At 53.3% G+C, this 26,589-nt stretch carries 32 protein-coding genes; 9 read left to right on the top strand and 23 right to left on the bottom strand.

The genetic code is table 11. The annotated features are described in order from the left end of the window. Positions 1-2: 2 nt before the first annotated feature. Complete coding sequence (gene rplC, locus HVZ37_RS02060; RefSeq protein ID WP_042998378.1) at positions 3-632, bottom strand: 50S ribosomal protein L3; 630 nt, start codon at positions 630-632, stop codon at positions 3-5. A 32-nt stretch (positions 633-664) separates the two neighbouring features. Then, positions 665-976: a 30S ribosomal protein S10 gene (gene rpsJ, locus HVZ37_RS02055; protein ID WP_001181005.1), complete on the bottom strand. Its 312-nt coding sequence runs from the start codon at positions 974-976 to the stop codon at positions 665-667. A gap of 378 nt (positions 977-1,354) precedes the next feature. On the opposite strand from rpsJ, the gene HVZ37_RS02050 reads away from it, so the two are divergent. Further along, positions 1,355-1,837, top strand: coding sequence for an A24 family peptidase (locus HVZ37_RS02050; RefSeq protein ID WP_181628074.1), 483 nt, complete (start codon positions 1,355-1,357; stop codon positions 1,835-1,837). On the opposite strand, the gene bfr is transcribed toward HVZ37_RS02050, so the two are convergent. The 11 genes from bfr to fkpA all read right to left on the bottom strand — a co-directional run bounded on the left by bfr (position 1,821) and on the right by fkpA (position 10,035). Next, a complete protein-coding gene (bfr, locus tag HVZ37_RS02045) occupies positions 1,821-2,297 on the bottom strand; it encodes a bacterioferritin (protein WP_042998380.1) in 477 nt (158 codons plus the stop codon). The genes HVZ37_RS02050 and bfr overlap by 17 nt on opposite strands. Before the next feature lie 72 nt (positions 2,298-2,369). Continuing rightward, positions 2,370-2,564 (bottom strand): bacterioferritin-associated ferredoxin, encoded by a 195-nt coding sequence (gene bfd, locus HVZ37_RS02040; protein ID WP_012135433.1) that lies wholly within the window; start codon positions 2,562-2,564, stop codon positions 2,370-2,372. 181 nt (positions 2,565-2,745) lie between these two features. Beyond that, positions 2,746-3,930, bottom strand: a complete 1,185-nt coding sequence (tuf, locus tag HVZ37_RS02035; RefSeq protein ID WP_003031109.1) for an elongation factor Tu — start codon at positions 3,928-3,930, stop codon at positions 2,746-2,748. Between the two features lie 70 nt (positions 3,931-4,000). Beyond that, positions 4,001-6,115 carry an elongation factor G gene (gene fusA / locus HVZ37_RS02030; protein WP_042322790.1) on the bottom strand — a complete coding sequence of 705 codons (2,115 nt, stop codon included), beginning with the start codon at positions 6,113-6,115 and terminating at the stop codon, positions 4,001-4,003. A gap of 96 nt (positions 6,116-6,211) precedes the next feature. Next, positions 6,212-6,682 (bottom strand): 30S ribosomal protein S7, encoded by a 471-nt coding sequence (gene rpsG / locus HVZ37_RS02025; RefSeq protein ID WP_042998382.1) that lies wholly within the window; start codon positions 6,680-6,682, stop codon positions 6,212-6,214. A gap of 96 nt (positions 6,683-6,778) precedes the next feature. Further along, entirely contained in the window at positions 6,779-7,153 is a 375-nt protein-coding gene (rpsL, locus tag HVZ37_RS02020) for a 30S ribosomal protein S12 (protein WP_000246815.1), read from the bottom strand. A gap of 125 nt (positions 7,154-7,278) precedes the next feature. Continuing rightward, complete coding sequence (tusB, locus tag HVZ37_RS02015; RefSeq protein WP_042998383.1) at positions 7,279-7,566, bottom strand: sulfurtransferase complex subunit TusB; 288 nt, start codon at positions 7,564-7,566, stop codon at positions 7,279-7,281. 7 nt (positions 7,567-7,573) lie between these two features. Next, positions 7,574-7,933 (bottom strand): sulfurtransferase complex subunit TusC, encoded by a 360-nt coding sequence (gene tusC, locus HVZ37_RS02010; protein WP_181628073.1) that lies wholly within the window; start codon positions 7,931-7,933, stop codon positions 7,574-7,576. Continuing rightward, a complete protein-coding gene (gene tusD, locus HVZ37_RS02005; RefSeq protein ID WP_042998385.1) occupies positions 7,933-8,319 on the bottom strand; it encodes a sulfurtransferase complex subunit TusD in 387 nt (128 codons plus the stop codon). Before tusD ends, tusC begins: the two co-directional genes overlap by 1 nt. After that, positions 8,319-9,041, bottom strand: a complete 723-nt coding sequence (locus tag HVZ37_RS02000; RefSeq protein ID WP_042286247.1) for a transcriptional regulator — start codon at positions 9,039-9,041, stop codon at positions 8,319-8,321. The genes tusD and HVZ37_RS02000 overlap by 1 nt, the downstream gene beginning before the upstream one ends. Before the next feature lie 166 nt (positions 9,042-9,207). Beyond that, on the bottom strand, positions 9,208-10,035 hold the full coding sequence (gene fkpA / locus HVZ37_RS01995; protein WP_044263781.1) for an FKBP-type peptidyl-prolyl cis-trans isomerase: 828 nt from the start codon (positions 10,033-10,035) through the stop codon (positions 9,208-9,210). Between the two features lie 223 nt (positions 10,036-10,258). On the opposite strand from fkpA, the gene HVZ37_RS01990 reads away from it, so the two are divergent. Continuing rightward, positions 10,259-10,477 carry a protein SlyX gene (locus tag HVZ37_RS01990; protein WP_042998387.1) on the top strand — a complete coding sequence of 73 codons (219 nt, stop codon included), beginning with the start codon at positions 10,259-10,261 and terminating at the stop codon, positions 10,475-10,477. Positions 10,478-10,674: 197 nt separating this feature from the next. Here HVZ37_RS01990 and slyD read toward each other — a convergent pair whose 3' ends face one another. The 4 genes from slyD to kefG form a co-directional block, all read right to left on the bottom strand. Continuing rightward, a complete protein-coding gene (gene slyD / locus HVZ37_RS01985) occupies positions 10,675-11,271 on the bottom strand; it encodes a peptidylprolyl isomerase (protein ID WP_042322804.1) in 597 nt (198 codons plus the stop codon). A gap of 94 nt (positions 11,272-11,365) precedes the next feature. Beyond that, a complete protein-coding gene (locus HVZ37_RS01980) occupies positions 11,366-11,566 on the bottom strand; it encodes a YheV family putative zinc ribbon protein (protein ID WP_042998388.1) in 201 nt (66 codons plus the stop codon). Between the two features lie 9 nt (positions 11,567-11,575). Next, entirely contained in the window at positions 11,576-13,381 is a 1,806-nt protein-coding gene (kefB, locus tag HVZ37_RS01975) for a glutathione-regulated potassium-efflux system protein KefB (RefSeq protein WP_044263783.1), read from the bottom strand. Continuing rightward, positions 13,381-13,932 carry a glutathione-regulated potassium-efflux system ancillary protein KefG gene (gene kefG / locus HVZ37_RS01970; protein ID WP_042322810.1) on the bottom strand — a complete coding sequence of 184 codons (552 nt, stop codon included), beginning with the start codon at positions 13,930-13,932 and terminating at the stop codon, positions 13,381-13,383. Before kefG ends, kefB begins: the two co-directional genes overlap by 1 nt. Before the next feature lie 136 nt (positions 13,933-14,068). Here kefG and HVZ37_RS01965 point away from each other — a divergent pair, with 136 nt between their 5' ends. The 4 genes from HVZ37_RS01965 to HVZ37_RS01950 are packed head-to-tail and all read left to right on the top strand — an operon-like array spanning position 14,069 to position 18,137. Next, on the top strand, positions 14,069-15,970 hold the full coding sequence (locus HVZ37_RS01965) for an ABC transporter ATP-binding protein (protein WP_181628072.1): 1,902 nt from the start codon (positions 14,069-14,071) through the stop codon (positions 15,968-15,970). 5 nt (positions 15,971-15,975) lie between these two features. Further along, positions 15,976-16,992, top strand: coding sequence for a hydrolase (locus HVZ37_RS01960; protein WP_249418374.1), 1,017 nt, complete (start codon positions 15,976-15,978; stop codon positions 16,990-16,992). 2 nt (positions 16,993-16,994) lie between these two features. After that, the gene (locus tag HVZ37_RS01955) at positions 16,995-17,213 is read left to right on the top strand and encodes a YheU family protein (RefSeq protein WP_042998391.1); all 219 of its coding nucleotides are present in this window, start codon (positions 16,995-16,997) and stop codon (positions 17,211-17,213) included. Positions 17,214-17,267: 54 nt separating this feature from the next. Then, positions 17,268-18,137, top strand: coding sequence for a phosphoribulokinase (locus tag HVZ37_RS01950; protein WP_042998392.1), 870 nt, complete (start codon positions 17,268-17,270; stop codon positions 18,135-18,137). 99 nt (positions 18,138-18,236) lie between these two features. On the opposite strand, the gene HVZ37_RS01945 is transcribed toward HVZ37_RS01950, so the two are convergent. Further along, positions 18,237-18,641, bottom strand: coding sequence for an OsmC family protein (locus HVZ37_RS01945; RefSeq protein WP_042998393.1), 405 nt, complete (start codon positions 18,639-18,641; stop codon positions 18,237-18,239). Positions 18,642-18,948: 307 nt separating this feature from the next. Here HVZ37_RS01945 and crp point away from each other — a divergent pair, with 307 nt between their 5' ends. Together crp and HVZ37_RS01935 are read left to right on the top strand one after the other, a co-directional pair. Next, entirely contained in the window at positions 18,949-19,581 is a 633-nt protein-coding gene (gene crp / locus HVZ37_RS01940; protein WP_000242758.1) for a cAMP-activated global transcriptional regulator CRP, read from the top strand. Between the two features lie 51 nt (positions 19,582-19,632). Beyond that, positions 19,633-21,720, top strand: a complete 2,088-nt coding sequence (locus HVZ37_RS01935) for a YccS/YhfK family putative transporter (protein WP_044253459.1) — start codon at positions 19,633-19,635, stop codon at positions 21,718-21,720. 67 nt (positions 21,721-21,787) lie between these two features. Here HVZ37_RS01935 and HVZ37_RS01930 read toward each other — a convergent pair whose 3' ends face one another. The 5 genes from HVZ37_RS01930 to ppiA all read right to left on the bottom strand — a co-directional run bounded on the left by HVZ37_RS01930 (position 21,788) and on the right by ppiA (position 25,126). Continuing rightward, the gene (locus HVZ37_RS01930; protein WP_181628071.1) at positions 21,788-23,005 is read right to left on the bottom strand and encodes an aspartate aminotransferase family protein; all 1,218 of its coding nucleotides are present in this window, start codon (positions 23,003-23,005) and stop codon (positions 21,788-21,790) included. An 85-nt stretch (positions 23,006-23,090) separates the two neighbouring features. Beyond that, positions 23,091-23,654, bottom strand: a complete 564-nt coding sequence (gene pabA, locus HVZ37_RS01925) for an aminodeoxychorismate synthase component 2 (protein ID WP_181628070.1) — start codon at positions 23,652-23,654, stop codon at positions 23,091-23,093. Positions 23,655-23,685: 31 nt separating this feature from the next. Then, positions 23,686-24,288, bottom strand: a complete 603-nt coding sequence (locus tag HVZ37_RS01920) for a putative adenosine monophosphate-protein transferase Fic (RefSeq protein WP_042998398.1) — start codon at positions 24,286-24,288, stop codon at positions 23,686-23,688. Then, complete coding sequence (locus HVZ37_RS01915; RefSeq protein ID WP_044263790.1) at positions 24,278-24,445, bottom strand: YhfG family protein; 168 nt, start codon at positions 24,443-24,445, stop codon at positions 24,278-24,280. The genes HVZ37_RS01920 and HVZ37_RS01915 overlap by 11 nt, the downstream gene beginning before the upstream one ends. A gap of 108 nt (positions 24,446-24,553) precedes the next feature. Continuing rightward, entirely contained in the window at positions 24,554-25,126 is a 573-nt protein-coding gene (gene ppiA / locus HVZ37_RS01910; protein WP_042998400.1) for a peptidylprolyl isomerase A, read from the bottom strand. Positions 25,127-25,391: 265 nt separating this feature from the next. Between ppiA and tsgA the strand changes: the two genes are divergently transcribed. Next, entirely contained in the window at positions 25,392-26,573 is a 1,182-nt protein-coding gene (tsgA, locus tag HVZ37_RS01905; RefSeq protein WP_044263792.1) for an MFS transporter TsgA, read from the top strand. The last annotated feature ends 16 nt before the right edge of the window (positions 26,574-26,589 follow it).

The raw sequence follows: 26,589 nt of genomic DNA, 5'->3' as shown, positions 1-26,589 counted from the left end.
CCTTACGCCTTCACAGCTGGTTTAACGATCAGGTCGCAACCGGTCGCACCCGGAACACCACCTTTAACCAGCAGCAGGTTGCGCTCAGCGTCAACGCGTACTACGTCAAGGCTCTGAACGGTTACACGCTCGTTACCCATCTGGCCTGCCATTTTCTTGCCTTTGAACACTTTGCCCGGAGTCTGGTTCTGACCGATAGAACCCGGAACGCGGTGAGACAAGGAGTTACCGTGAGTCGCGTCCTGGGTACGGAAGTTCCAGCGCTTAACGGTACCTGCGAAACCTTTACCTTTAGAGGTACCGGTTACGTCAACTTTTTTAACGTCAGCAAACAGTTCAACGCTAATGCTCTGACCAACAGTGAATTCTTCACCATCTGCCAGACGGAACTCCCACAGGCCGCGGCCAGCTTCTACGCCAGCTTTAGCAAAGTGACCAGCTTCCGGCTTGGTTACACGGTTAGCTTTTTTAGCACCCGTGGTAACCTGAATAGCACGATAGCCATCGCTAGCCAGATCTTTAACCTGAGTAACGCGGTTTGCTTCAACTTCGATTACGGTTACTGGGATAGATACGCCATCTTCAGTGAAGATGCGGGTCATACCCACTTTTTTACCGACTAAACCAATCATTGTATCAACCTCTCAATCGCTCGATGACCTGATTAACCCAGGCTGATCTGCACGTCTACACCGGCAGCCAGGTCCAGACGCATCAGAGCATCAACGGTTTTTTCAGTTGGCTCAACGATGTCAACCAGACGCTTGTGAGTACGAATCTCGTACTGATCACGCGCGTCTTTGTTGACGTGCGGAGAGATCAGAACGGTGAAACGCTCTTTGCGGGTCGGCAGCGGGATCGGACCACGGACTTGCGCACCAGTGCGCTTAGCAGTCTCGACGATTTCCGCGGTTGATTGATCGATCAGACGATGATCAAACGCTTTAAGGCGGATACGGATTCTTTGGTTCTGCATGAGACCAGAGCTCCAATTATTTTATAAACGAAAATGATTACTCCTCAGACCCATTACGATTGATGGGAGAGTGTAACCGTTCTTACGTAGCTCCCCGATTGGGAGCATTGTTAGACAGCCAAATCGGCTATCTGAGGTTCAGATCGAACCTGCCGTCAATTAAGACAAGCCCGCGCATTATACGCAAATATCAGTCTGAAGCAAGTGTCGCGTAGATATTAAACACTTCGCGCGTAATGCGAACAGGGTTCCGGGATTGTATGTTGTGAAAGAAACGCAGCGGATTTACTGGAAAGCATCCCGCAATACCCATAATAGCGCCTTGCTCCCTTATCAACCTTCTTTAAAGTAACGCCATGGTTGATGGAGGATGACACGATGTCTGCTGCCCTACCCTTTCTGCTGCTGTATACCGCATTGTCTTTGACTCTGAGTTTCTGCGATATGCGCAGCAGACGACTGCCGGACCGGTTTACCTGCCCGTTGCTGTGGGGTGGATTCATCTTTCACCTGTGCATCATCCCGACACAACTTGCCGATGCCGTATGGGGCGCCGTCGCGGGTTACGCCAGCTTTGCCTTTATCTACTGGAGTTATTGGCTGCTTCGTAAGCGAGAAGGACTCGGCTATGGTGATGTGAAATTCCTTGCCGCACTAGGTGCCTGGCATGGGTGGATATTTTTGCCTTCATTAGTCTTTTGGGCGGCGCTACTGGGGTGTTTCGGTATCGTGGTTGTGGGGATAGTGCATGGAAAATCGGCATTAAAAAACCCGCTGCCTTTTGGGCCATTTCTGGCAGCTGCGGGTTTCATCACCGGATATTGTCGTCTCACCTCAGGGGCGATTAGCTGGTCACTTTGATTTGCGACTGCAGATAATTTTGCAGGCCAATTTTCGAGATGAGATCCAGTTCTGTCTCCAGCCAGTCGATATGTCCTTCTTCATCCGCAAGGATTTCGATCATCATATCTCGGCTGACATAATCATGAACGGTATCGGCATAGGCGATAGCTTCACGTAAGTTTTTCGCCCCTTCGAGCTCTAACCGAAGATCGGACTGCAGCATCTCTTCGACATCTTCGCCAATCCCCAATTTGCCGAGATCCTGTAGGTTCGGGATCCCTTCCAGAAACAAAATACGCTCAATATATTTATCCGCGTGTTTCATTTCATCGATGGATTCATGGTACTCGATCTCATTGAGGCGAGTCAGGCCCCAATTTTTGAACATACGTGCATGGAGAAAATACTGGTTGATCGCGACAAGCTCATTTCCCAATAGTTTATTGAGATAATTTATGATTTTAACATCACCTTTCATTTTATTGTCCCTCCGCTTCCACTCTCCAGAGCATAGATGGGGCTACAGGGATGTCAAAAAAAAGAGTGTGACTCAGGCGATCTCTTTAAATTCTGGCATTTGCATTAATTCATCCTGCATGACTTCGCGTGCCGCACGAACGCATTTACCGCATTGATTTCCCACAGGAATAAACTTGCGTAACTGCTGGAAGGATTGAGGATGAAACTGACGTACCGCCTGGCGAATTTTTTTATCACTTACACCATTACACAAACAAACGTACATGATCGCTCCCGTTCAATTTCTGCGCAAAGTGTAAATGAGAATAGTTATAATTACAATAGCACAATTATCTCTACGTAACGGGAGCGGAGTTATAATTGCGAAGAAATGTGACAAGACAAATAACGGGCAGCAAAAAGGGCGCCGAAGCGCCCTTTTTAAGTGCAGAACTAATGAGTAATTATTAGCTCATTACTTTAGCAACAACGCCCGCACCTACAGTACGGCCGCCTTCACGGATTGCGAAACGCAGACCGTCGTCCATCGCGATCGGGTGGATCAGGGTAACAACCATTTTGATGTTGTCGCCCGGCATTACCATCTCAACGCCTTCCGGCAGTTCGATGGTGCCAGTCACGTCAGTTGTACGGAAGTAGAACTGCGGACGGTAGCCTTTGAAGAACGGAGTATGACGGCCGCCTTCGTCTTTGGACAGGATGTACACTTCAGATTCGAATTTAGTGTGCGGCTTGATGGAACCCGGCTTAGCCAGTACCTGACCACGTTCGATTTCTTCACGTTTGATACCACGCAGCAGAACACCAACGTTCTCACCCGCACGGCCTTCGTCCAGCAGTTTGCGGAACATTTCAACGCCAGTACAGGTAGACTTCGCAGTCTCTTTGATACCAACGATTTCAACTTCTTCGCCCACTTTGATGATACCGCGTTCTACACGACCGGTAACAACGGTACCACGACCGGAGATGGAGAATACGTCTTCGATCGGCAGCAGGAACGGCTTGTCAATCGCACGCTCTGGTTCCGGGATGTAAGAATCCAGGAAGCCAGCCAGTTCGATGATTTTCGCTTCCCACTCTGCTTCGCCTTCCAGCGCTTTCAGAGCAGAACCACGAACGATCGGGGTGTCGTCGCCCGGGAAATCGTACTGAGACAGAAGTTCGCGAACTTCCATTTCTACCAGTTCCAGCAGCTCTTCGTCATCAACCATGTCGCATTTGTTCAGGAACACGATGATGTACGGAACGCCTACCTGACGACCCAGCAGGATGTGCTCACGAGTCTGCGGCATCGGGCCGTCAGTCGCAGCAACAACCAGGATCGCGCCGTCCATCTGCGCAGCACCGGTGATCATGTTTTTAACATAGTCGGCGTGGCCCGGGCAGTCTACGTGTGCGTAGTGGCGAGTCGGGGTGTCATATTCAACGTGAGAAGTGTTGATGGTGATACCACGAGCTTTTTCTTCCGGCGCGTTATCGATCTGGTCGAATGCACGAGCAGCACCGCCGTAGGTTTTAGCCAGTACGGTAGTGATTGCAGCAGTCAGGGTAGTTTTACCGTGGTCAACGTGGCCGATGGTGCCGACGTTAACGTGCGGTTTTGTACGTTCAAATTTTTCTTTAGACACGGCTATATTCCTTACTATAGCGCTCTCCCCTTGTGGAGAGAGCACGGGACTTAGGTTTTAATCCTGTGGATTATTTACCACGGGCTTCGATTACGGCCTGAGCAACGTTGTTCGGTGCATCATCATACTTCAGGAATTCCATAGTGTATGATGCGCGACCTTTGGTCAGAGAACGCAGCTGAGTTGCATATCCGAACATTTCAGACAGCGGAACTTCAGCGTGGATCTTAACGCCAGTGACTTCGGATTCCTGACCGCGCAGCATACCGCGACGACGGCTCAAGTCACCGATAACATCACCGGTGTTTTCTTCCGGCGTTTCTACCTCAACCTTCATGATTGGCTCAAGCAGAACTGGTTTAGCTTTCTTAAAGCCTTCTTTAAAGGCAATAGACGCAGCCAGTTTAAACGCCAGTTCAGAGGAGTCAACGTCATGGTAAGAACCGAAGTGCAGACGAACACCCATATCAACAACCGGGTAACCTGCCAGCGGACCGGCTTTCAGCTGCTCCTGGATACCTTTATCAACGGCAGGGATGTATTCGCCAGGGATTACACCACCTTTAATGTCGTTGATGAACTCGTAGCCTTTCGGGTTAGAACCCGGCTCCAGCGGGTACATGTCGATAACAACATGACCATACTGACCGCGACCACCAGACTGCTTGGCGTGTTTACCTTCGATATCGGTAACTTTCGCACGAATCGCTTCGCGGTAAGCAACCTGAGGTTTACCGACGTTCGCTTCAACGTTGAATTCACGCTTCATACGGTCAACGATGATGTCGAGGTGCAGTTCACCCATACCGGCGATAATGGTCTGGTTAGATTCTTCGTCAGTCCATACGCGGAATGACGGGTCTTCTTTAGCCAGACGGCCCAGAGCCAGACCCATTTTTTCCTGGTCAGCTTTGGTTTTCGGTTCTACGGCGATGGAGATTACCGGCTCAGGGAATTCCATACGCTCCAGAATGATCGGCGCATCCGGGTCACACAGGGTGTCACCAGTGGTTACGTCTTTCAGACCGATCGCAGCAGCGATGTCGCCCGCGCGAACTTCTTTGATCTCTTCACGTTTGTTAGCGTGCATCTGAACGATACGACCAAAACGCTCACGTGCAGCTTTCACGGAGTTCAGTACGGTATCACCAGAGTTAACTACACCGGAGTACACACGGAAGAAGGTCAGGTTACCCACAAACGGGTCAGTAGCGATTTTGAATGCCAGTGCAGAGAAAGGCTCTTCGTCGCTTGCGTGACGCTCAGCAGGCGTGTCTTTACCGTCGTCCAGGATACCGTTGATCGCAGGTACGTCAACCGGGGATGGCAGGTAATCAATTACCGCATCCAGCATCGCCTGAACACCCTTGTTCTTAAATGCAGAACCACAGGTTACCAGGATGATTTCGTTGTTCAGAACGCGCTGACGCAGAGCTTTTTTGATCTCTTCTTCAGTCAGTTCTTCACCACCCAGGTATTTCTCCATCAGCTCTTCAGAAGCTTCCGCTGCGGACTCGATCAGGTTCTGGTGCCATTCTTCAGCCAGTTCCTGCATGTCAGCCGGGATATCTTCGTAAGTGAAGGTAACGCCTGCATCTGCTTCGTTCCAATTGATGGCTTTCATTTTCACCAGGTCAACAACACCGGTGAACGCTTCTTCAGCGCCAATCGCCAGCTGCAGCGGAACAGGGTTCGCGCCCAGACGGGTTTTGATCTGACCAACAACTTTCAGGAAGTTCGCACCCATACGGTCCATTTTGTTAACGAACGCAATGCGTGGAACTTTATATTTGTTTGCCTGACGCCATACGGTTTCAGACTGCGGCTGAACACCACCAACTGCGCAGTAAACCATTACCGCACCATCAAGAACACGCATGGAACGTTCTACTTCGATAGTAAAGTCAACGTGCCCCGGGGTGTCGATGATGTTTACGCGATGCGGTTCATACTGCTTAGCCATACCAGACCAGAATGCAGTAGTCGCTGCGGAAGTGATAGTAATACCACGTTCCTGCTCCTGCTCCATCCAGTCCATGGTGGCTGCGCCGTCATGAACTTCACCGATTTTATGGTTTACACCGGTGTAGAACAGAATACGTTCGGTAGTAGTGGTTTTACCGGCGTCGATGTGCGCACTGATACCGATGTTACGGTAGCGTGCGATGGGTGTTGTACGAGCCATTTGATTCCTCGTTTATCTTTTAGGCGTTCAATTTAAGTAGCCCAAAGCGGGCTGCTTACTGGAAGCGCCCGCCTGGTGACTAAAACTCCGAAGGGATTACCAACGGTAGTGTGCGAACGCCTTGTTGGCTTCGGCCATACGGTGAACGTCTTCACGTTTCTTAACTGCAGTACCTTTGTTTTCTGCAGCATCGGAAAGTTCGTTCGCCAGGCGCAGAGCCATGGATTTATCACCGCGTTTACGAGCAGCTTCAACGATCCAACGCATTGCCAGGGCATTACGACGAACCGGACGGACTTCAACTGGTACCTGATAAGTAGAACCACCAACGCGGCGAGACTTAACTTCGACAGTCGGGCGCACGTTTTCGAGAGCTACTTCGAAAGCTTCCAGTTCAGATTTACCAGAACGCTGAGCCAGGGTCTCCAGCGCGCTGTATACGATTGTTTCGGCAGTAGATTTTTTACCATCTACCATCAGGATATTTACAAATTTAGCCAGCAGTTCTGATCCGAACTTCGGATCCGGCAGAATTTTACGCTGACCAATGACGCGACGACGTGGCATGGAAATACTCCGTTGTTAATTCAGGATTGTCCAAAACTCTACGAGTTTAGTTTGACATTTAAGTTAAAACGTTTGGCCTTACTTAACGGAGAACCATTAAGCCTTAGGACGCTTCACGCCATACTTGGAGCGAGCTTGCTTACGGTCTTTAACGCCGGAGCAGTCAAGCGCACCGCGTACGGTGTGGTAACGAACACCCGGGAGGTCTTTAACACGACCGCCACGGATCAGGATCACGGAGTGCTCCTGCAGGTTGTGACCTTCACCACCGATGTAGGAAGTCACTTCGAAACCGTTAGTCAGACGAACACGGCATACTTTACGCAGTGCGGAGTTCGGTTTTTTAGGAGTGGTAGTATATACACGAGTACATACACCACGTTTTTGCGGGCATGCTTCCAGCGCAGGCACGTTGCTTTTTGCAACTTTGCGAGCGCGTGGTTTGCGTACCAGCTGGTTAACTGTTGCCATTAAATAGCTCCTGGTTTTAGCTTTTGCTTCGTAAACACGTAATAAAACGACCTCATACAATATGAGGACGCCGAATTTTAGGGCGGTGTCGAAAAGGTGTCAAGAAATATACAACGATCACACAATCACCAGGCCATCTGGCTGGCGTGCTTAACCGTAAGTCTGACGAAGTCAGTATAGTCAACCCTGACGACACTGTCTGAAATTTGACCACCCAACCCCCGAGCGTCAATGTCTTCTTTCAGTGCATATACCGTTATGGGGGTGTTTTGCAGGCTTTCAAGGAAGCGACAGCCTTCGACTGCGGCGGTAACGCCATCCTGGAGCAACAAAAGTTCATCCCCTTCTGCAAGCAGGCGCAGGATTGCAGAGAAATCAGAGTGCCACGCGGAGCGGTGTAAAGTATGCAGCATGAAAACCTCAGAATCTCAGGATGACATCGTAGTTGCCCAGTTCACGACGCAGCGCGTCTGGTTCCAGCGGCGTCGTCTCAACGACAAAACTGGCCCCTTCTTCGAGTCCACGCTCGCGCAGCGAGGCGGCGCATAACCAGCACTGTTCGATATCGTACAATCCCAGCAGTTTGAAGGTCGCAATATAGTCGCGGGCCAGAATCATATCCGGCTTTTGTCCCTGCAGGATTTGAAAGACGCCATCACCTATAAAGAAGACGCCGATCGCTTCAGTTAATGCCGACGTCGCCAACAGCGCGTCCAGCCCTTCACGGCCAGAAGCACTACCGTGCGGCACTTCGGAAAAGACAAAGGCAATACGTTTCATTAAAACTGTACCACGCGATCGCAGGTCAATGAGGCTTGCGCCAACGCGCCCAGTCCGCTGAGGGTAAAACCGGGCTGCAGATTGGCGGACGCCAGTCCCAGTCGGCCCGCTTCTGTTTCATCTACCACACCGCGGCGCAGCGCCGCCGCCACACAAATGTTCAGCTCAACGCCATGCTGTGTATTCATTTGTTGCCAGGCCCGGACCAGATCAAATTCATCACTGGCCGGAGAGGTCAACTGGTTGGCGTTATACACCCCTTCCCGATAGAAAAAGACGCTGCTTAACGTATGGCCTTCTTCAAGCAAAGCCTGAGCAAACTGCAATGCGCTGCTCGCCTGCTGGGTACCATACGCCGGACCGGTAACCACAATGGCAAAACGCATTACTTATCTTGCCCCTGAAAGTCGCCGCTCTTGAACTGGCGAATATAGAGGTACACGGTGTGCTTGGAGATGTTCAGACGATCGGCGACCTGATTGATGGCATCCTTAATATCGAAGATACCCTTCTCATACAGATTCAGGACGATCTGGCGGTTCTTGGCATTATTGGAGACATTACGATCGGCGTTCACCTCTTCAATGGTGAACTCCAGCGTCTGCGTCACCAGATCTTCCACGGAAGAGGCGAAGTTAACAGACGATCCCACTTCCGGGGTCTCCGGGGGAATAAAGGTATTCATGATCTGCGAAAACGGGACATCAAGGTTCATGTTGATGCACAGCAGACCAATCACACGATGCTCGCGATTGCGAATGGCAATCGTCACTGACTTCATCAGAACGCCGCTTTTCGCACGGGTAAAGTAGCATTTGGAGACGCTGCTATCTGCACCGGTCATATCGTGCAGCATCCGTAACGCAAGGTCAGTAATCGGCGAACCGATTTTTCGTCCCGTATGTTCGCCGTTGGCAATGCGAATGGCGGAACATTTCAAATCCTGCAAAGAGTGCAAAACGATTTCACAGTGGGAACCAATGAGCATCGCTAACCCGTCCACCACCGCTTCGTAGGATTTCAGAATATCAAAGTCGGTTTGATCGAAAGGACGTTGATCCAGTAAATCAAGCTCACTGGTTTCGTTGGTTAAAAGCGACCTGGACATGAAAAAAAACACTCCTTTTCAGGAGCCTGTCGTTATGTTTTCAGGGCAGGCTCATTAATTTTGTGGATGATTAAATTAATACAGTGGTGGTTCCACTTTCCACTATTAATTATATCCGGCCTGCACAAAAAAAACCGCCGCTCTGTTCGGCGGCGGTTCTCAGTTTTTATTTTTTAGCGGCATCTGCTGCTTTTGCATCAGCTTCAGCTGCTGCTTCTGGCTTGGCATCCGCCTTCGGTGCTGGCTTGATGTCCAACAGTTCTACGTCGAATACCAGCGTGGAGTTAGCCGGGATCCCCGGAACGCCGGTTTTACCGTAAGCCAGTTCTGGTGGGATGACCATCTTAATCTTCCCACCTTTCTTAATGTTCTTCAGACCTTCAGTCCAGCCAGGGATCACACCGTCCAGACGGAAAGATAGCGGTTCGCCACGGGTGTAGGAGTTATCAAACTCTTTACCGTCGATCAGCGTACCTTTGTAGTTCACCACCACCGTGTCGCTGTCTTTCGGCGCTTCGCCTGTACCGGCTTTCTCAACTTTGTAGAGCAGGCCAGTCGAAGAGGTCTTCACATCTTTCTCTTTCGCAAACTTGGTGCGGAACTCTTTACCTTTGGCTTCGTTGTCAGCTGCGTCTTTTTCCATCTTCGCCTGGGCGGAAGCTTTCACGCGTGCTTCAAAAGCCTGCAGAGTCTGCTCGATTTCCTGGTCAGACAGTTTGCTCTTATTAGCAAACGCATCCTGCACACCGGCGATCAGCTGGTCTTTGTCCAGTTTGATACCCAGTTTTTCCTGTTCTTTCAGGGAGTTTTCCATATAGCGACCCAGCGATGCACCCAGTGCGTAAGCCGATTTCTGGTCGTCATTTTTGAACGCAGCTTTGCTGTCAGCAGCGGCGGCGGCCGGTTTTGCGGCGTCCGCTGCGAAGGTGATCGGGGCGTGCAGAGCAACGGCCATCGTGGTCGCCAGCAAAGTGACTTTAAACAGTGATTTCATCCATATCTCCAGGGCCGGGGCATCTCACCCCATGGTTAACTTTACTATGAGAAGCGTACTATAAAGCGTTGTTGAACAAATCAACATACGGACATGCCTGATTCTCGCTACTTTTGAGACTCTTTTTGTTTAAATTAGTTTCGACAAGACTGAATCAGGGCTGTGTATTCAGACAAAGTTAAGTAGAATCCGCCGCGACCAGAGACAATCGATGAGGTGAATCATGCAGGACACAACGATGGAAACCCGGCTGGCCGAGCTGGAAAGTCGGCTGGCTTTTCAGGAAATCACCATTGAAGAGCTCAACGTAACGGTAACCGCTCACGAGATGGAAATGGCCAAATTGCGCGATCATCTGCGACTGCTGACGGAAAAGCTCAAAGCGAGCCAGCCTTCCCACATCGCCTCCCAGGCCGAAGAGACGCCACCGCCTCATTATTGAGACGTAAAAAAAGCGGGTTAAACCCGCTTTCTTGTATCCGATGGCACCAACACTTATCGGACGGTCTCATAAATACCCAAAGGATTTCGAGTCACCGCAAGGCGGCAAGCTTGAGCAAGCCCCGGGAGCATAGAAAACTATGTGACCGGGGTTCGAAAGCGCAGCCAACGCTGCGGTGGTTTGAAAGACGACGGGTATTAGTGGCAACCGCAGCCGCCATTGCCTTTACCGCCGCCACCGCAGCAGCCTTCGCCGCCGTGCTCGTGACCGTGATCATGGCCGTGACCGCCGCAGCAGCCGTCGTGATCGTGGTCATGGTCGTGACCGTGCGCACCATGAACGTGGCCGTGAGCCAGTTCTTCTTCGGTCGCTTCGCGGATCGCCACAACTTCAACGTTGAATTTCAGATTCTGACCCGCCAGCATGTGGTTGCCGTCAACCACAACGTGGTCGTCTTCCACTTCGGTAATTTCTACCGGTACCGGACCCTGGTCAGTTTCCGCCAGGAAACGCATGCCAACCTGCAGCTCATCAACGCCCATGAAGACGTCTTTTGGAACGCGCTGCACCAGGTTTTCATCATACTGACCGTAAGCGTCGTTCGCGCCTACCGCAACATCGAATTTGTCGCCAACATCGTGACCTTCCAGCGCTGTTTCCAGGCCAGAGATCAGGGAACCGTGACCATGCAGGTAGTCCAGCGGCGCACTCACCGGAGACTCATCAACCAACACACCGTCTTCTGTACGTACCTGATAGGCCAGGCTGACCACCAGGTCTTTTGCTACTTTCATGATATCTCCTGAGCGTGGGAAAATTGCTGGCGCAGATTGTAGCGGAAATCTGCACCTGTGTACCCTTTAGCTTAAAAAATCTCGGGCCATATCGCTAGTCTGGATGAAAGATCCCAATCACTTGCTCTTCTTTGCGAACGTGATCGCGGACTTCTTTATCCGCTTCCCGCATCTGATGTCCGCACTTAACGCATTCAACAATATCGATATTATTCTCGCGCCACATCGCCAGAGAATCCTGCGCCTGGCAGGAAGGGCATTTCGCCCCTGCAATAAAACGTTTACGGATTGCCATACTTATCCTCTATTCGAATTCATCCCAGCCATCCAGTTGGCGTCGTTCTTGTTGCATCTCGCGCTGGAAAATCTCCTCCAGCTCGCGTCTGGCTTCTCTGGCGCGAGAGATTTGTACCGTATCAGCATGCATTGGGATGAGCTCCCTCAGCATCCGCATATCCAGCCGGCGGAAATGCAGTTGCGCCCGCTGCGCCTGATGGGGATGCATCCCCAACGACACCAGCGTTTTGCGTCCCAGTTCCAGCGCACTGGAAAAGGTCTCACGGGAAAACTGTGATACCCCTGCCTGTAATAACTCATGCGCTTCAACACGTCCGCGCGCTCGCGCAAGAATATGCAAATGCGGGAAATGCTGCTGACAGATCGCCACCAGCTTCATCGTATCTTCCGGTTCATTACAGGTAATGACGATAGATTCCGCCGCCTCTGCGCCCGCAGAACGTAGCAGATCCACCTGCGTCGCATCGCCGTAATAGACCTTATAGCCATATTTACGCATCAGGTTCACCGCGCTGATGTCCCGCTCCAGCACGGTAATGCGCATTTTATTCGCCATCAGCAAACGGCCGATAACCTGACCAAAACGACCAAAGCCCACTACGATGACCTGCGGCTTATCATCCTCAACCCACGGCATTTCATCTTCTTCATCCGGGCCGTTAAGCTGGCGGGACAGCCATTTATCGATAAGCTTCATCAGCATCGGCGTGGTCATCATCGACAACGTGACGGTCACCAGCAAAAGCGCCATCTGATCGCCCTGAAACAACCGCTGCGACGACGCGGTTGAGAACAGCACAAAAGCGAACTCTCCGCCCTGGCTCAACACGCCCGCAAACTGCATTCTTTCAGAACTGCGCAGGCCGTACAGTCGCGCCAGCAGATAAAGCACCAACGTTTTGACCGCCACCAACACCACCACGCTTGCCACAACCCACAGCAGATGGGTATACAGCACGCCCAGATTGAGTGACATCCCGACAGAAATAAAGAAGAGACCCAGCAGCAGTCCTTTAAACGGATCGATCGCGGTTTCCAGCTCATGCCGATATTCGCTTTCCGCTAACAGCACCCCGGCGATAAACGTGCCGAGCGCCATCGACAGCCCCAGCGCATCCATAAACAATGCCGATCCCAGCACCAGCAGCAGCGTGGCGGCGGTAAACACTTCACGCACGCCGGAGGCGGCAATAAACCGGAACACCGGACGCAGCAGATAGCGTCCACCAATCAGCATGCCAGCAAACGCCAGCACCTTCATACCGATCTTCATCCAGTCAAAGTCTTCATCGGCCGAACCGGCTAACAGCGGTACCAGCGCGAGCGCCGGGATCACCGCCAGATCCTGGAACAGCAAAACCGAAAAGCCCAACTGCCCGGATTCGCTGCGATTCATCCCTTTTTCGCGCATCAGTTGTAGTGCCATCGCAGTGGAAGACATTGCCAGGCCTATCCCGCCGACGACCGCCGCAGGCCACGAGAAATCGGTCAACATTAGCAGTCCGGCCAACAGCGCCGCACTCAGCAGAACCTGCGCCGCACCCACGCCAAAGATAGAACGCCGAAGCTGCCAGAGCTTCGACGGGTTCAGCTCCAGCCCAATAATAAACATCAGAAACACGACGCCGAGTTCAGAGAAGTGGAGAATCTCATCTACGTCGCTGATGAACCCCAGCCCCCACGGACCAATAGCAATCCCCGCAAGCAAATAGCCCAATACCGCGCCAATCCCCAGCCGCGATGCCAAAGGCACCGCAGCCACCGCCGCGAAGAGAAACAGCACTCCTGCCAGCATTAAATCGGAACCTTCCATCAGCGGCCTCCCACAGGAACGGGATGAGCAAGCCAGTCGCCATACGCTTTTGCATGGCTTTCCAGCTCCTGCGCGCTTTGTCGTCTGGCCCAGTAGATAATAATGGGACTCAACCAGTGCATCCGGCACATCCCTGCCGTCAGTTCGAATGGCCGTAGTACATCGCTCATCGGATAGCGATTCAGCGCGTCATAGCGATAGGCGCTCTCCGGTTCCCCGGTTGTTATCACGCTCCGCCAGTACTTTCCCGCTAACTGATTTCCCCCGGGGCCGCTGGCAAAGCCACGGCTCAATACGCGGTCCAGCCACTCTTTCAGCAACGCCGGACAGCTATAGGTGTACAGCGGATGCTGAAACACGATCACGTCATGCTCACGCAGTAGCGCCTGCTCATGCGGGATATCGATAAAAAAATCAGGATAGTGCGCGTAGAGATCGTGCACCGTAACGTTGCTGAGCTGCGTGGCCGGCTTAAGCAGTACCCGGTTAGCCACCGAGTCCTGAGATTCCGGATGGGCATACAGCAGCAAGACCTTTGCTGGCTGAGACATCATCCCCCTCCCGGTTTATTTCTGTTTTTGTGTATTGTCGTCGTTTTGGGCTACCATTGCGGCCCGGTGCGGAAAATGGCCCACACCTTACATTATCATAATGATAAATTAACATAGTCTGAACATACGGCGCCTTATGATTGTTTTCTCCTCGTTACAAATTCGTCGCGGCGTGCGCGTCTTACTGGACAATGCCACTGCCACCATCAATCCGGGCCAGAAAGTGGGCCTGGTGGGTAAGAACGGCTGCGGGAAATCTACCCTGCTGGCATTGCTGAAAAATGAAATCAGCGCAGATGCCGGCAGTTTTACCTTTCCCGGTAACTGGCAGCTGGCGTGGGTGAATCAGGAAACACCAGCTCTGCCCCAGCCCGCGCTGGAATATGTTATTGACGGTGACCGCGAATATCGTCAGCTGGAAGCCCAGTTGCATGACGCTAACGAACGTAACGACGGACACGCCATTGCCACCGTCCACGGCAAGCTGGATGCCATCGACGCCTGGACCGTACGCTCCCGCGCAGCCAGCCTGTTGCATGGTCTCGGTTTCTCTAATGAACAACTGGAACGTCCAGTCAGCGACTTTTCCGGCGGCTGGCGTATGCGTCTCAACCTGGCTCAGGCGCTGATTTGTCGCTCCGATCTCCTCCTGCTCGATGAACCAACCAACCACCTCGATCTGGATGCGGTTATCTGGCTGGAAAAATGGCTAAAGAGCTATCAGGGCACTCTGATTCTGATCTCTCACGACCGTGATTTCCTCGATCCGGTTGTGGATAAAATCATTCATATCGAACAGCAAACGATGCTCGAGTACACCGGCAACTACAGCGCGTTTGAAATTCAGCGTGCCACGCGTCTGGCCCAGCAACAGGCGATGTATGAAAGCCAGCAGGAGCGCGTGGCGCATCTGCAAAGCTATATCGATCGCTTCCGCGCCAAAGCCACGAAAGCAAAACAGGCACAGAGCCGTATTAAGATGCTGGAACGCATGGAGCTGATTGCCCCGGCGCATGTCGATAACCCGTTCCATTTCAGCTTCCGGGCGCCGGAAAGCCTGCCGAATCCGCTCTTGAAGATGGAGAAAGTGAGCGCCGGTTACGGCGAACGCATCATCCTGGATTCAATCAAACTGAACCTGGTGCCAGGATCGCGTATTGGTTTGCTGGGACGTAACGGTGCGGGTAAATCCACGCTCATTAAACTGTTGGCGGGCGAACTCGCGCCGGTGAGCGGTGAAATTGGCCTGGCAAAAGGCATTAAGCTCGGGTATTTCGCCCAGCATCAACTTGAGTATTTGCGCGCGGATGAGTCGCCGTTGCAGCATCTGGTGCGACTGGCGCCACAAGAACTGGAACAGAAACTACGCGATTACCTGGGTGGCTTCGGCTTTCAGGGCGATAAAGTCAGCGAAGAGACGCGTCGTTTCTCCGGCGGTGAAAAAGCGCGACTGGTGCTGGCGCTGATCGTCTGGCAGCGTCCGAACCTGTTGCTGCTCGATGAACCGACTAACCACCTTGATCTCGACATGCGCCAGGCATTAACCGAAGCGCTGATTGAATTTGAAGGCGCGCTGGTGGTCGTATCGCACGACCGCCATTTGCTGCGCTCCACAACCGACGACCTGTATCTGGTGCATGACCGCAAGGTCGAGCCGTTCGATGGCGATCTGGAAGATTATCAGCAGTGGCTGAGCGATGTGCAGAAGCAGGAAAGCCAGTCCGACGAGACGCCGAAAGAGAACATCAACAGCGCGCAAGCGCGTAAAGATCAGAAGCGTCGGGAAGCTGAACTGCGGACGCAAACCCAGCCGCTGCGTAAAGAGATCGCCCGTCTGGAAAAAGAGATGGAGAAGCTGAACGCACAGCTGGCGCAGGCAGAAGAGAAGCTGGGTGACAGCGAACTTTACGACCAGAGCCGCAAAGCCGAGCTGACGGAATGTCTGCAACAGCAGGCCAGCGCCAAAGCCGGGCTGGAAGCGTGCGAACTGGCCTGGCTGGACGCCCAGGAACAGCTTGAGCAGATGCTGAGCGAGTAACGGTGATGACACACGTAATCCTTCACGACCCAGAGATGCCAAATGGCAGCAGTGACGAATTTCGCCCGATGCGCGGTATCAGTAACTGCCATCTACAGACCATGTTGCCGCGTTTGATCCGCCGAAAGGTGAATTTCGACGCCCACTGGCAGCGTCTGGAATTGCCCGACGGCGACTTTGTCGATCTGGCATGGAGTGAAGATCCGCATCAGGCGAAGCACAAGCCGCGCCTGGTGGTCTTTCATGGTCTGGAAGGCAGCCTGAACAGTCCGTACGCACATGGCCTGATTGAAGCGGCAAAGAATCGTGACTGGCTTGGCGTGGTGATGCACTTTCGCGGTTGCAGCGGCGAACCGAATCGCCTGAACCGTATTTATCACTCCGGTGAAACCGAAGACGGAACCTGGTTCTTAGGCTGGTTGCAGCGGGAATTTGGCCACGCGCCGACGGCCGCCGTAGGCTATTCGCTCGGCGGAAATATGTTGGCATGCCTGCTGGCTAAAGAAGGGAAAAACATCCCGCTTGATGCGGCGGTCATTGTCTCGGCTCCCTTTGTACTGGAAGCCTGCAGCTATCATATGGATAAAGGCTTTTCCCGTATTTATCAGCGCTATCTGCTCAACCTGCTGAAAGCTAACGCATCGCGCAAGCTGGCGGCTTATCCAGGCTCGCTGCCGGTGAGCCTGGCGCAGTTGAAGTCCCTGCGCCGGATCCGTGAGTTTGACGATCTGATCACTGCCAAAATTCACGGCTTCGCCGATGCTATCGACTACTATCGTCAGTGCAGTGCCATGCCCTTGCTCAGCGACATCGCCATTCCGACGCTGATCATTCACGCGAAAGACGACCCGTTTATGGATCATCACGTGATCCCCAAAGCAGAAGATTTACCGCCGCAGGTGGAATATCAGTTAACCGAACATGGCGGGCACGTTGGATTTATTGGCGGGACGCTACGTCGGCCAGAAATGTGGCTGGAATCGCGCATCCCTGACTGGCTGACACCGTATCTGGAGGCCTAATCATGCAAATCCCCTGGCAGGACCTTTCCCCCGAGACGCTGGACAATCTGATCGAAAGCTTTGTGTTGCGCGAAGGTACCGATTATGGTGAACATGAACGTACCCTTGAACAAAAAGTCGCCGACGTCAAACGCCAGTTACAGTGTGGCGAAGCGGTGCTGGTGTGGTCTGAGTTGCACGAAACCGTCAATATCATGCCGCGCAAGCAATTTCGCGAATAACCCGCACGCTATCGGCCGACTATAATAAAAAATCAATTTATTGATGGAGTTAACATGTCTGCCAAACATCCGGTGATTGCGGTAACAGGATCCAGCGGCGCGGGGACCACCACCACCAGCCTTGCGTTCCGTAAAATTTTTGCGCAGCTCAACCTGCGCGCAGCCGAGGTGGAAGGCGACAGTTTTCACCGCTATACCCGTCCGGAAATGGATATGGCGATCCGCAAAGCACGCGACGCCGGACGCCACATCAGCTATTTTGGGCCCGACGCCAATGACTTCGGTCTACTGGAGCAGACGTTCATTGAGTACGGTCAGACGGGCAAAGGCCAGTCGCGTAAATATCTGCATACCTATGATGAAGCCGTGCCATGGAATCAGGTACCGGGGACGTTTACCCCGTGGCAACCCCTGCCGGAACCCACCGACGTATTGTTCTATGAAGGCCTGCACGGCGGCGTCGTCACGCCCCAGCATGAGGTCGCAAGACATGTTGATCTCCTGGTCGGCGTGGTCCCCATCGTTAACCTGGAGTGGATCCAGAAGCTTATCCGCGACACCAGCGAGCGAGGCCATTCTCGTGAGGCGGTGATGGATTCGGTAGTGCGTTCGATGGACGACTATATCAACTACATCACGCCGCAGTTCTCCCGCACCCACATTAACTTCCAGCGCGTTCCCACCGTGGACACCTCGAACCCATTCGCGGCCAAAGGCATTCCATCACTGGATGAGAGCTTTGTCGTGATTCATTTCCGTAATCTGGAAGGAATCGATTTCCCCTGGTTGCTGGCGATGCTGCAGGGGTCATTCATTTCCCACATCAATACATTGGTGGTACCTGGCGGCAAAATGGGGCTGGCAATGGAACTCATCATGTTGCCGCTGGTGCAGCGACTGATGGAAGGCAAGAAGATCGAATAAACGATGGGAAGTGCACGATGGCGCTACGCTTATCGGGCCTACAAATCAGGGATCTGTAGGCCGGACCAGGCGCTAGCCGCCATCCGGCGACAGGAAAAATTACGCCGCAATCACTTCATACGAATGGGTAATGTTGACCGCTTTTCCCAGCATCAGCGCCACAGAGCAGTACTTCTCCGCTGACAGGTCGACCGCACGCGAAACGGCGGCATCTTTCAGATCGTTACCGGTGACAATAAAGTGCAGATTGATGTGGGTGAACAGGCGTGGCGCCTCTTCGCGACGTTCTGACGTCAGTTTCACTTCGCAGTTCGTCACATCCTGACGGCCTTTTTGCAGGATAGAAACCACGTCAATGGCGCTGCAACCGCCCGCTGCCATCAACACCATTTCCATCGGGCTCGGCGCTTTATCACCAGAGTTACCATCCATCAAAATCTGGTGTCCGGAAGCCGACTCACCCAGGAAGGTTAACCCCTCAACCCATTTAACACGCGCTTGCATATTTTTTAACTCCAGTGCGTCAATTTTCCTGACAGATTACGCGTACATAACAATTCTCGCAACGGAAGGCGACCTCCGTCATGCTGAAGCGAGACACCAGGAGACACACGGCTAAAGCTATGCTAAAACAGTCAGGATGCTACAGTAATACATTGATGTACTGCATGTATGCAGAGGACTTCACATTAAAGGCTGCAGTGAGTTTTTGACAGCCTCTTCCCAGGACGCGGGAAGCACATTTTTGCAACCCCAGAGACAGCGGCATTTTTTGGCTCTGGAGACAGCTTATAACAGAGGATAATCGCGCATGGTGCTTGGCAAACCGCAAACAGACCCGACACTTGAATGGTTCTTGTCTCATTGCCACATTCATAAGTACCCGTCCAAGAGCACGCTGATTCACCAGGGTGAAAAAGCAGAAACGTTGTACTACATCGTTAAGGGCTCAGTGGCAGTGTTGATTAAGGATGAGGAAGGGAAAGAAATGATCCTTTCTTATCTGAATCAGGGTGATTTTATTGGCGAACTGGGCCTGTTTGAAGAAGGCCAGGAACGTAGCGCATGGGTTCGGGCGAAAACAGCGTGTGAAGTGGCTGAAATTTCTTACAAGAAATTCCGTCAGTTGATCCAGGTGAACCCGGATATTCTGATGCGCCTCTCTTCCCAAATGGCTCGCCGTCTGCAAGTCACTTCAGAGAAAGTCGGTAACCTGGCCTTCCTCGACGTGACCGGTCGTATCGCCCAGACTCTGCTGAATCTGGCGAAACAACCTGATGCGATGACTCACCCGGACGGCATGCAGATCAAAATCACTCGCCAGGAGATTGGCCAGATCGTTGGCTGCTCTCGCGAAACCGTTGGTCGTATTCTGAAGATGCTGGAAGATCAGAACCTGATCTCCGCTCACGGTAAAACGATCGTCGTTTACGGCACTCGTTAATCTCATCGGAAATGACGCGCTACCCGCTAGCGCGTCATTTTTGTTTTGCCAATGTGGCGCAGACTGATTTATCACCCAGAAATCAATTATGCACTACGTCAAACGCTGGTGCTCTGTTTGCCCGTGGCCGTCGGCCTGATCATCGGGCAGTTACATCTGGGCCTGCTCTTCTCTCTCGTTCCCGCCTGCTGCAACATTGCCGGGCTTGATACTCCGCACAAACGCTTTTTCAAACGTCTGATCATCGGTGCGTCGCTGTTTGCCGGCTGTAGCCTGATCATGCAGCTGCTGCTGGCGCAGGCGGTGCCGTTACCCCTGATCCTGACCGGCCTGACGCTCACGCTCGGCGTCACCGCTGAATTAAGCTCCCTTCACGCGCGTTTGCTTCCGGCCTCGCTGATCGCGGCGATTTTCACACTGAGCCTCGCGGGAAATATGCCGGTCTGGGAACCGCTGCTGATCTACGCGCTGGGCACGCTGTGGTATGGCTTGTTTAACTGGTTCTGGTTCTGGCTCTGGCGCGAACAGCCGCTGCGCGAGTCGCTGAGCCTGCTGTACCGGGAACTGGCGGATTACTGCGAAGCGAAATACAGCATGCTGACCCAGCATACCGACCCGGAAAAAGCCCTGCCGCCGCTTCTGGTGCGCCAGCAGAAGGCCGTCGACCTCATCACCCAGTGCTATCAGCAGATGCACATGCTGTCGGCGCATCACAATAATGACTATAAGCGGATGCTGCGCGCCTTTCAGGAAGCGCTGGATCTGCAGGAACATATCTCCGTCAGTTTGCATCAACCGGAAGAGGTGCAAAAGCTGGTCGAGCGCAGTCACGCGGAGCAGGTGATACGCTGGACGGCGCAAACGGTCGCCGCTCGCCTGCGCGTACTGGCGGATGACATTCTATATCACCGGCTGCCGACGCGGTTCACCATGCAAAAGCAGATTGGCGCGCTGGAAAAAATTGCTCATCAGCATCCGGATAACCCCGTCGGGCAGTTCTGTTACTGGCACTTCAGCCGTATCGCCCGCGTACTGCGCACCCAGCGACCATTGTACGCCCGCGATCTGATGGCCGATAAGCAGCGTCGGCTACCGCTGCTGCCGGCGTTGAAAAACTACCTCTCGCTGAAATCTCCGGCACTCCGCAGCGCCGGGCGGATCAGCGTCATGCTCAGCATCGCCAGTCTGATGGGAACCGCGCTGCATCTGCCGAAGCCTTACTGGATCCTGATGACGGTGCTGTTTGTGACGCAAAACGGTTACGGCGCCACCCGCGTGCGTATTCTGCACCGTTCGGCGGGAACGCTGGTGGGGCTGATTATCGCAGGCGTAACACTGCACTTTCATATCCCTGAAGGATATACGCTGGCGCTGATGCTGGTGATCACCCTGGTCAGCTATCTGACCATCCGCAAAAACTACGGCTGGGCGACCGTGGGATTTACCGTCACGGCGGTGTACACCCTGCAACTCCTGACGCTGGACGGCGAACAGTTCATCATTCCGCGATTTGTCGACACGGTGATAGGCTGCCTGATTGCGTTTGGCGGCACCGTTTGGTTATGGCCACAATGGCAGAGCGGACTGTTGCGTAAAAACGCCCATGATGCGCTGGAGGCCGATCAGGAAGCTATTCGTCTGATTCTGAGTGACGATCCGCAGGCCACACCGCTGGCTTATCAGCGTATGCGCGTCAATCAGGCGCACAACACGCTGTTTAACTCGCTGAATCAGGCGATGCAGGAGCCAGGCTTTAACACGCACTACCTGGCGGACATGAAGCTGTGGGTGACGCACAGTCAGTTTATCGTCGAACATATCAATGCCATGACCACGCTGGCGCGTGAGCATACGATGCTGACGCCGGAACTGGCGCAGCGATATCTGCAATCGTGCGAAATTGCCATCCAACGCTGTCAGCAGCGGCTGGAATACGACGGGCCGGGCAGTTCGGGGGATGTGAATATTCTGGAAGCGCCCGAAGCGCTCACCCACGGCCCCTTAAGCACGCTGGAACAGCATCTGCAACGCGTGCTGGGGCACCTGAACACGATGCATACTATCTCGTCTGTCGCATGGCGTCAGCGGCCGCACCATGGGATCTGGCTCAGCCGCCGGTTACGGGATATGCGGGGTTAACACGGATTGCCGGATACGCGCGTTATCAGCACCAGGCCTGATAAACGCCGCGCCGTCAGGCACACCGTTAACCGATAACCTTCGCGACAGCCTGTGCAAAACGCTGCATCCCTTCGTCGATATCCGCCTCTTCCACCACCAGCGATGGGGCAAAGCGCATCACATCAGGACCGGCATTCAACACCATCACACCCGCGTCGGCTGCCGCATAGAGGAAATCACGCGCACGCCCTTTGTATTGTGATTTCAGCTCTGCCCCAATCAACAGCCCCATACCGCGAATATCGCTGAACACGTGGTACTGCTCATCAATCTGCTGCAGATGTTGAACGAATCTCTGGCGTTTTGCACTCACGCCTCCCAGAACCTCTGGCGTGTTGATGATGTCGAACGCGGCTTCCGCCACCGCGCAGGCCAGCGGGTTACCGCCGTAGGTCGAACCATGAGAGCCGACATGAAACGCCGAGGCGATTTCCTGCGTCGTCAATACCGCGCTGACCGGGAAGCCACCGCCCAGCGCTTTCGCGCTGGTGAGGATATCCGGCGTCACGCCATAGTGCATATAGGCAAACAGATCGCCGGTACGCCCCATGCCGCTTTGTACTTCATCAAACACCAGCAATGCCTGGTGCTCGTCGCAGAGCTCGCGCAGCCCTTGCAGGAACTCCGGCGTCGCGGCCAGAACGCCACCTTCTCCCTGTACCGGCTCAACCACCACCGCGCAGGTATGGTCATCCATCACCGCTTTCACCGCATGGAGATCGTTAAACGGTACATGGATGATATCCGCCGGTTTCGGCCCAAAGCCATCGGAATACTTCGGCTGACCACCCACCGTGACGGTAAACAACGAGCGACCGTGGAACGCGTTATGAAAGGCAATGATTTTGGTTTTGAACGGGCTATGGCGCACGCAGGCGTAATGACGCGCCAACTTGAACGCCGTTTCGTTGGCTTCTGTTCCCGAGTTCATAAACAGCACGCGCTCGGCAAAGGTGGCATCGATTATTTTCCGTCCCAGACGCAGCGCGGGTTCGTTGGTGAAGACGTTACTGGTATGCCAGAGCGTTTCGCCCTGCGCTTTTAACGCATCGACCAGTACAGGATGGCAATGCCCCAGCGCGGTCACCGCAATTCCGCCCGCGAAATCAACATAGTCTTTGCCCTGCTGATCCCAGACCCGGCTGCCTTTGCCTTTTACCGGAATAAATTCCGCTGGTGCATAAATCGGCAGAATGACTTCATCGAAAGTTGCCCGGGTTACTGCCGTTTGTTCAGTTGCCATCTCGTGCCCATCCAGTTATGCAAAAATGAATGTGAAAATATAATCACAAAATATGCATAAAAAATCACAGGATAGCAACCACAAATCACCGATTGAGGAAATTTGCCAGCAATTGATGTCCCTGCTCGCTGAGAATACTTTCCGGGTGGAACTGCACCCCTTCCAGATCCCACACCGTATGGCGAATCCCCATAATTTCCTGTGTTTCGCTCCAGGCGGTCACCTCAAAGCAGTCTGGCAGGGTGGTGGGGTCGATGACGAGCGAGTGATAGCGGGTGACGGTAAGCGGGTTAGTTAACCCCTGAAACACGCCCTGTCCCGTATGGTGGATGGGCGACGTTTTTCCGTGCATCACTTTTTCGGCGCGTACGATCGCTGCGCCAAAAGCCTGCGCCATCGCCTGATGCCCCAGGCAGACGCCCAGTATCGGCGAACGTCCGGCATAGTGGCGAATCACCTCCAGCGAAATTCCGGCATCATCCGGGGTGCAGGGACCGGGCGAAATGACGATTTTTTGCGGCTGTAGCGCATCGATCTGCGACAGCGTCAATTCATCATTGCGCTTAACCTGCACGTCAGCGCCCAGCTCACAAAAATACTGGTAGAGGTTCCAGGTGAAAGAATCGTAGTTATCGATAAGCAGGATCATGGCGGCTCCGGTCGAGGAAAACCGCGCTATTCTACTCAGTTTCCTCGGCTTCGCTTACCCCTTTACGAAATATCGCCTGCAATGCGCTAAGGTCGCCCATCGCCCCTTCCTGATTCGCCCGACGCCACTCCGCCACCGGCACATCTGCCCAGTGAAGAAGATACCCCGCATGAATAGCCAGCTGTTCGAAGAAAATCCGCTGCGCCATGCCGCTGCCAAGACGAAACGGATGTAGCACGTTGATCTCACAGTAATAATGTGCAAGGCGACTGACGAACTTCTCTTTTGGCAGCCCCATCAGGTAGCCCTCTTCTTCCAGATCCTGCATCAGGGCATTTCCCTCTTTTTCGATGTACGCGAAATGGCAGAAACGGGTATCACCCTGATAGATATCCACTTCACGCAGATGACCCGCCCAGTCAAAGACGTCCTGGTAAAGCTGCCGATGAATCGCGCACAGATGAGGCAAGCCGCGCTTCGCCGGGCCCAGTTCGATAGTCGCCGCTCGTAGTGCAGTCAGTTCATAAGCGGCCTGTTCCAGACGTGCAACCTGGTGGATCCCCAGACGGTTACGCATCACATTCAGTCCGGGGTAAAGATACGGATCGCGGTCGTCGCCGATTTTATCGCTCATAGTGCCTCCGGAGTTCTTCCAGACGCGCCAGCGCCTCTGCGGGATTAAGCGTGACTAACGGACTTTCGACGCCCTCAAGACGGCGGCTGGCCTGGAAATTCACGTTGCGCTGCTGTTCCCAGAGCCGGGATTTTTGCCTGTCGGTGAGTTTTTTCACTTTACGCCTCCCTGATTGATCCGTGTTTGCCACAAGTATAAGCAGCAAAACGCGGTTACGCAGGGAAGATAAAGCAACGCGGGCCTGCAATGCCCGCGCGGGAAAGGATTACGGCAGAACTTTGGCGGAGAGGATAACCACTGGTTTTGACGGCACATTCTGGTAAGGGCCGACATCATGGGTCGGCACCTGGGAAATCTTATCGGCCACCTCCATCCCTTTCACAACTTTACCAAATACGGCATAGCCGAAATCACGCTGGCCGTGATCGAGGAAGGCATTATCGGCCACGTTGATAAAGAACTGGCTGGTCGCGCTGTCTTTATCAGCAGTACGCGCCATCGCGATGGTGCCGCGCGTGTTACGCAAGCCATTATCGGCTTCGTTTTTAATCGGGGGATTAGGTTTCTTCTGCTGCATCTGCTCGGTGAAGCCACCGCCCTGGACCATAAAGCCGGGAATTACACGGTGAAACGTGGTGTTGTTATAGAAACCATTGTTCACATAATCGACAAAGTTTTGCACTGAAACAGGCGCTTTCTGGCTATTCAGTTCCAGTTCAATATTACCTGCAGAGGTCGTCAGCAAAACGTGCGGATCCCCTTTTGCTGCCAGCGCTGCGGGAGAGAGAGCAGAAAGGGCGAAAACAGCTGCAACAGCCGCCAGGGTCGATTTGAGCATGAGATTTCCTTTAGGAGAGCGGTAACAAAAGCCAGTGGTTTGATTCTAAAGAGCCTTCAGGGACAAGGCCATCCCTTTACCTAATTTTACGTACCTGAAACATATGTAACTTCATCAAAGCATTAATTATTGTGACTTACATCACCTTTAAAAATGTAACAGATCCTGTAATTTCCGATAAAAGTTTAAATGCATCACTAAAAAGCCTAAAATCCGCCCGTTCCCGGCGCCGTCAATGCGCTTTACTTCCATTTACAGGCCAGTCATGACTAACAGCAATCGTATCAAGCTCACATGGATTAGCTTTCTCTCCTACGCCCTCACCGGTGCGTTGGTTATTGTCACCGGGATGGTGATGGGAAACATCGCAGAGTATTTCCAGCTGCCAGTTTCCAGTATGAGTAACACTTTCACCTTCCTGAACGCCGGTATCTTGATCTCCATTTTCCTTAATGCCTGGCTGATGGAAATTGTTCCGCTAAAAACGCAACTGCGCTTTGGCTTTATCCTGATGGTACTGGCCGTTGCCGGTCTGATGTTCAGCCACAGTCTGGCTTTATTCTCTGCCGCAATGTTTGTGCTGGGGTTGGTCAGCGGGATCACCATGTCCATTGGTACGTTCCTGATTACGCAGATGTATGAAGGCCGTCAGCGCGGCTCCCGTCTGCTGTTTACCGACTCCTTCTTCAGCATGGCTGGGATGGTTTTCCCGATGGTCGCCGCGTTCCTGTTGGCGCGCAGCATCGAATGGTACTGGGTGTACGCCTGCATCGGTCTGGTCTATGTCGCTATTTTTCTTCTGACCTTTGGTTGTGAATTCCCGCCGCTGGGCAAACACGCGCCGCAAAGCGATACACCCGTCGTGAAAGAGAAATGGGGCATCGGCGTCCTGTTTCTGTCTGTCGCTGCGCTGTGTTACATCCTCGGTCAGTTGGGCTTTATCTCCTGGGTACCCGAGTACGCGAAAGGGCTGGGGATGAGCCTGAACGATGCCGGTACGCTGGTCAGCAACTTCTGGATGTCATACATGTTTGGGATGTGGGCATTCAGCTTCATTCTGCGTTTCTTTGATTTGCAGCGCATTTTGACCGTACTGGCGGCACTGGCCACCGTGCTGATGTACCTGTTCATCACCGGGACGCCTGAACATATGCCGTGGTTTATTCTGGCTCTCGGCTTTTTCTCCAGCGCCATCTATACCACTATCATCACTCTGGGTTCGCAGCAGACCCGCGTAGCCTCGCCAAAACTGGTTAACTTCGTCCTGACCTGCGGCACCATCGGCACCATGCTGACGTTTGTCGTCACCGGCCCTATCGTGGCGCACAGCGGTCCTCAGGCGGCCTTGCTCACCGCGAATGGCCTGTACGCTATCGTCTTCGTGATGTGCTTTATCCTCGGTTTTGTGACCCGTCATCGCCAGCATGAGGCCCCGACAGCACAATAACGTGATTTGCCGGATG

Origin of the sequence: Citrobacter sp. RHB35-C17 (assembly GCF_013816795.1) — a bacterium.
In the GTDB taxonomy this organism is placed as follows: domain Bacteria; phylum Pseudomonadota; class Gammaproteobacteria; order Enterobacterales; family Enterobacteriaceae; genus Citrobacter_A; species Citrobacter_A amalonaticus.
Note: the sequence above shows the minus strand (reverse complement) of the source record. Positions and strands in the feature narration are given on the sequence as shown.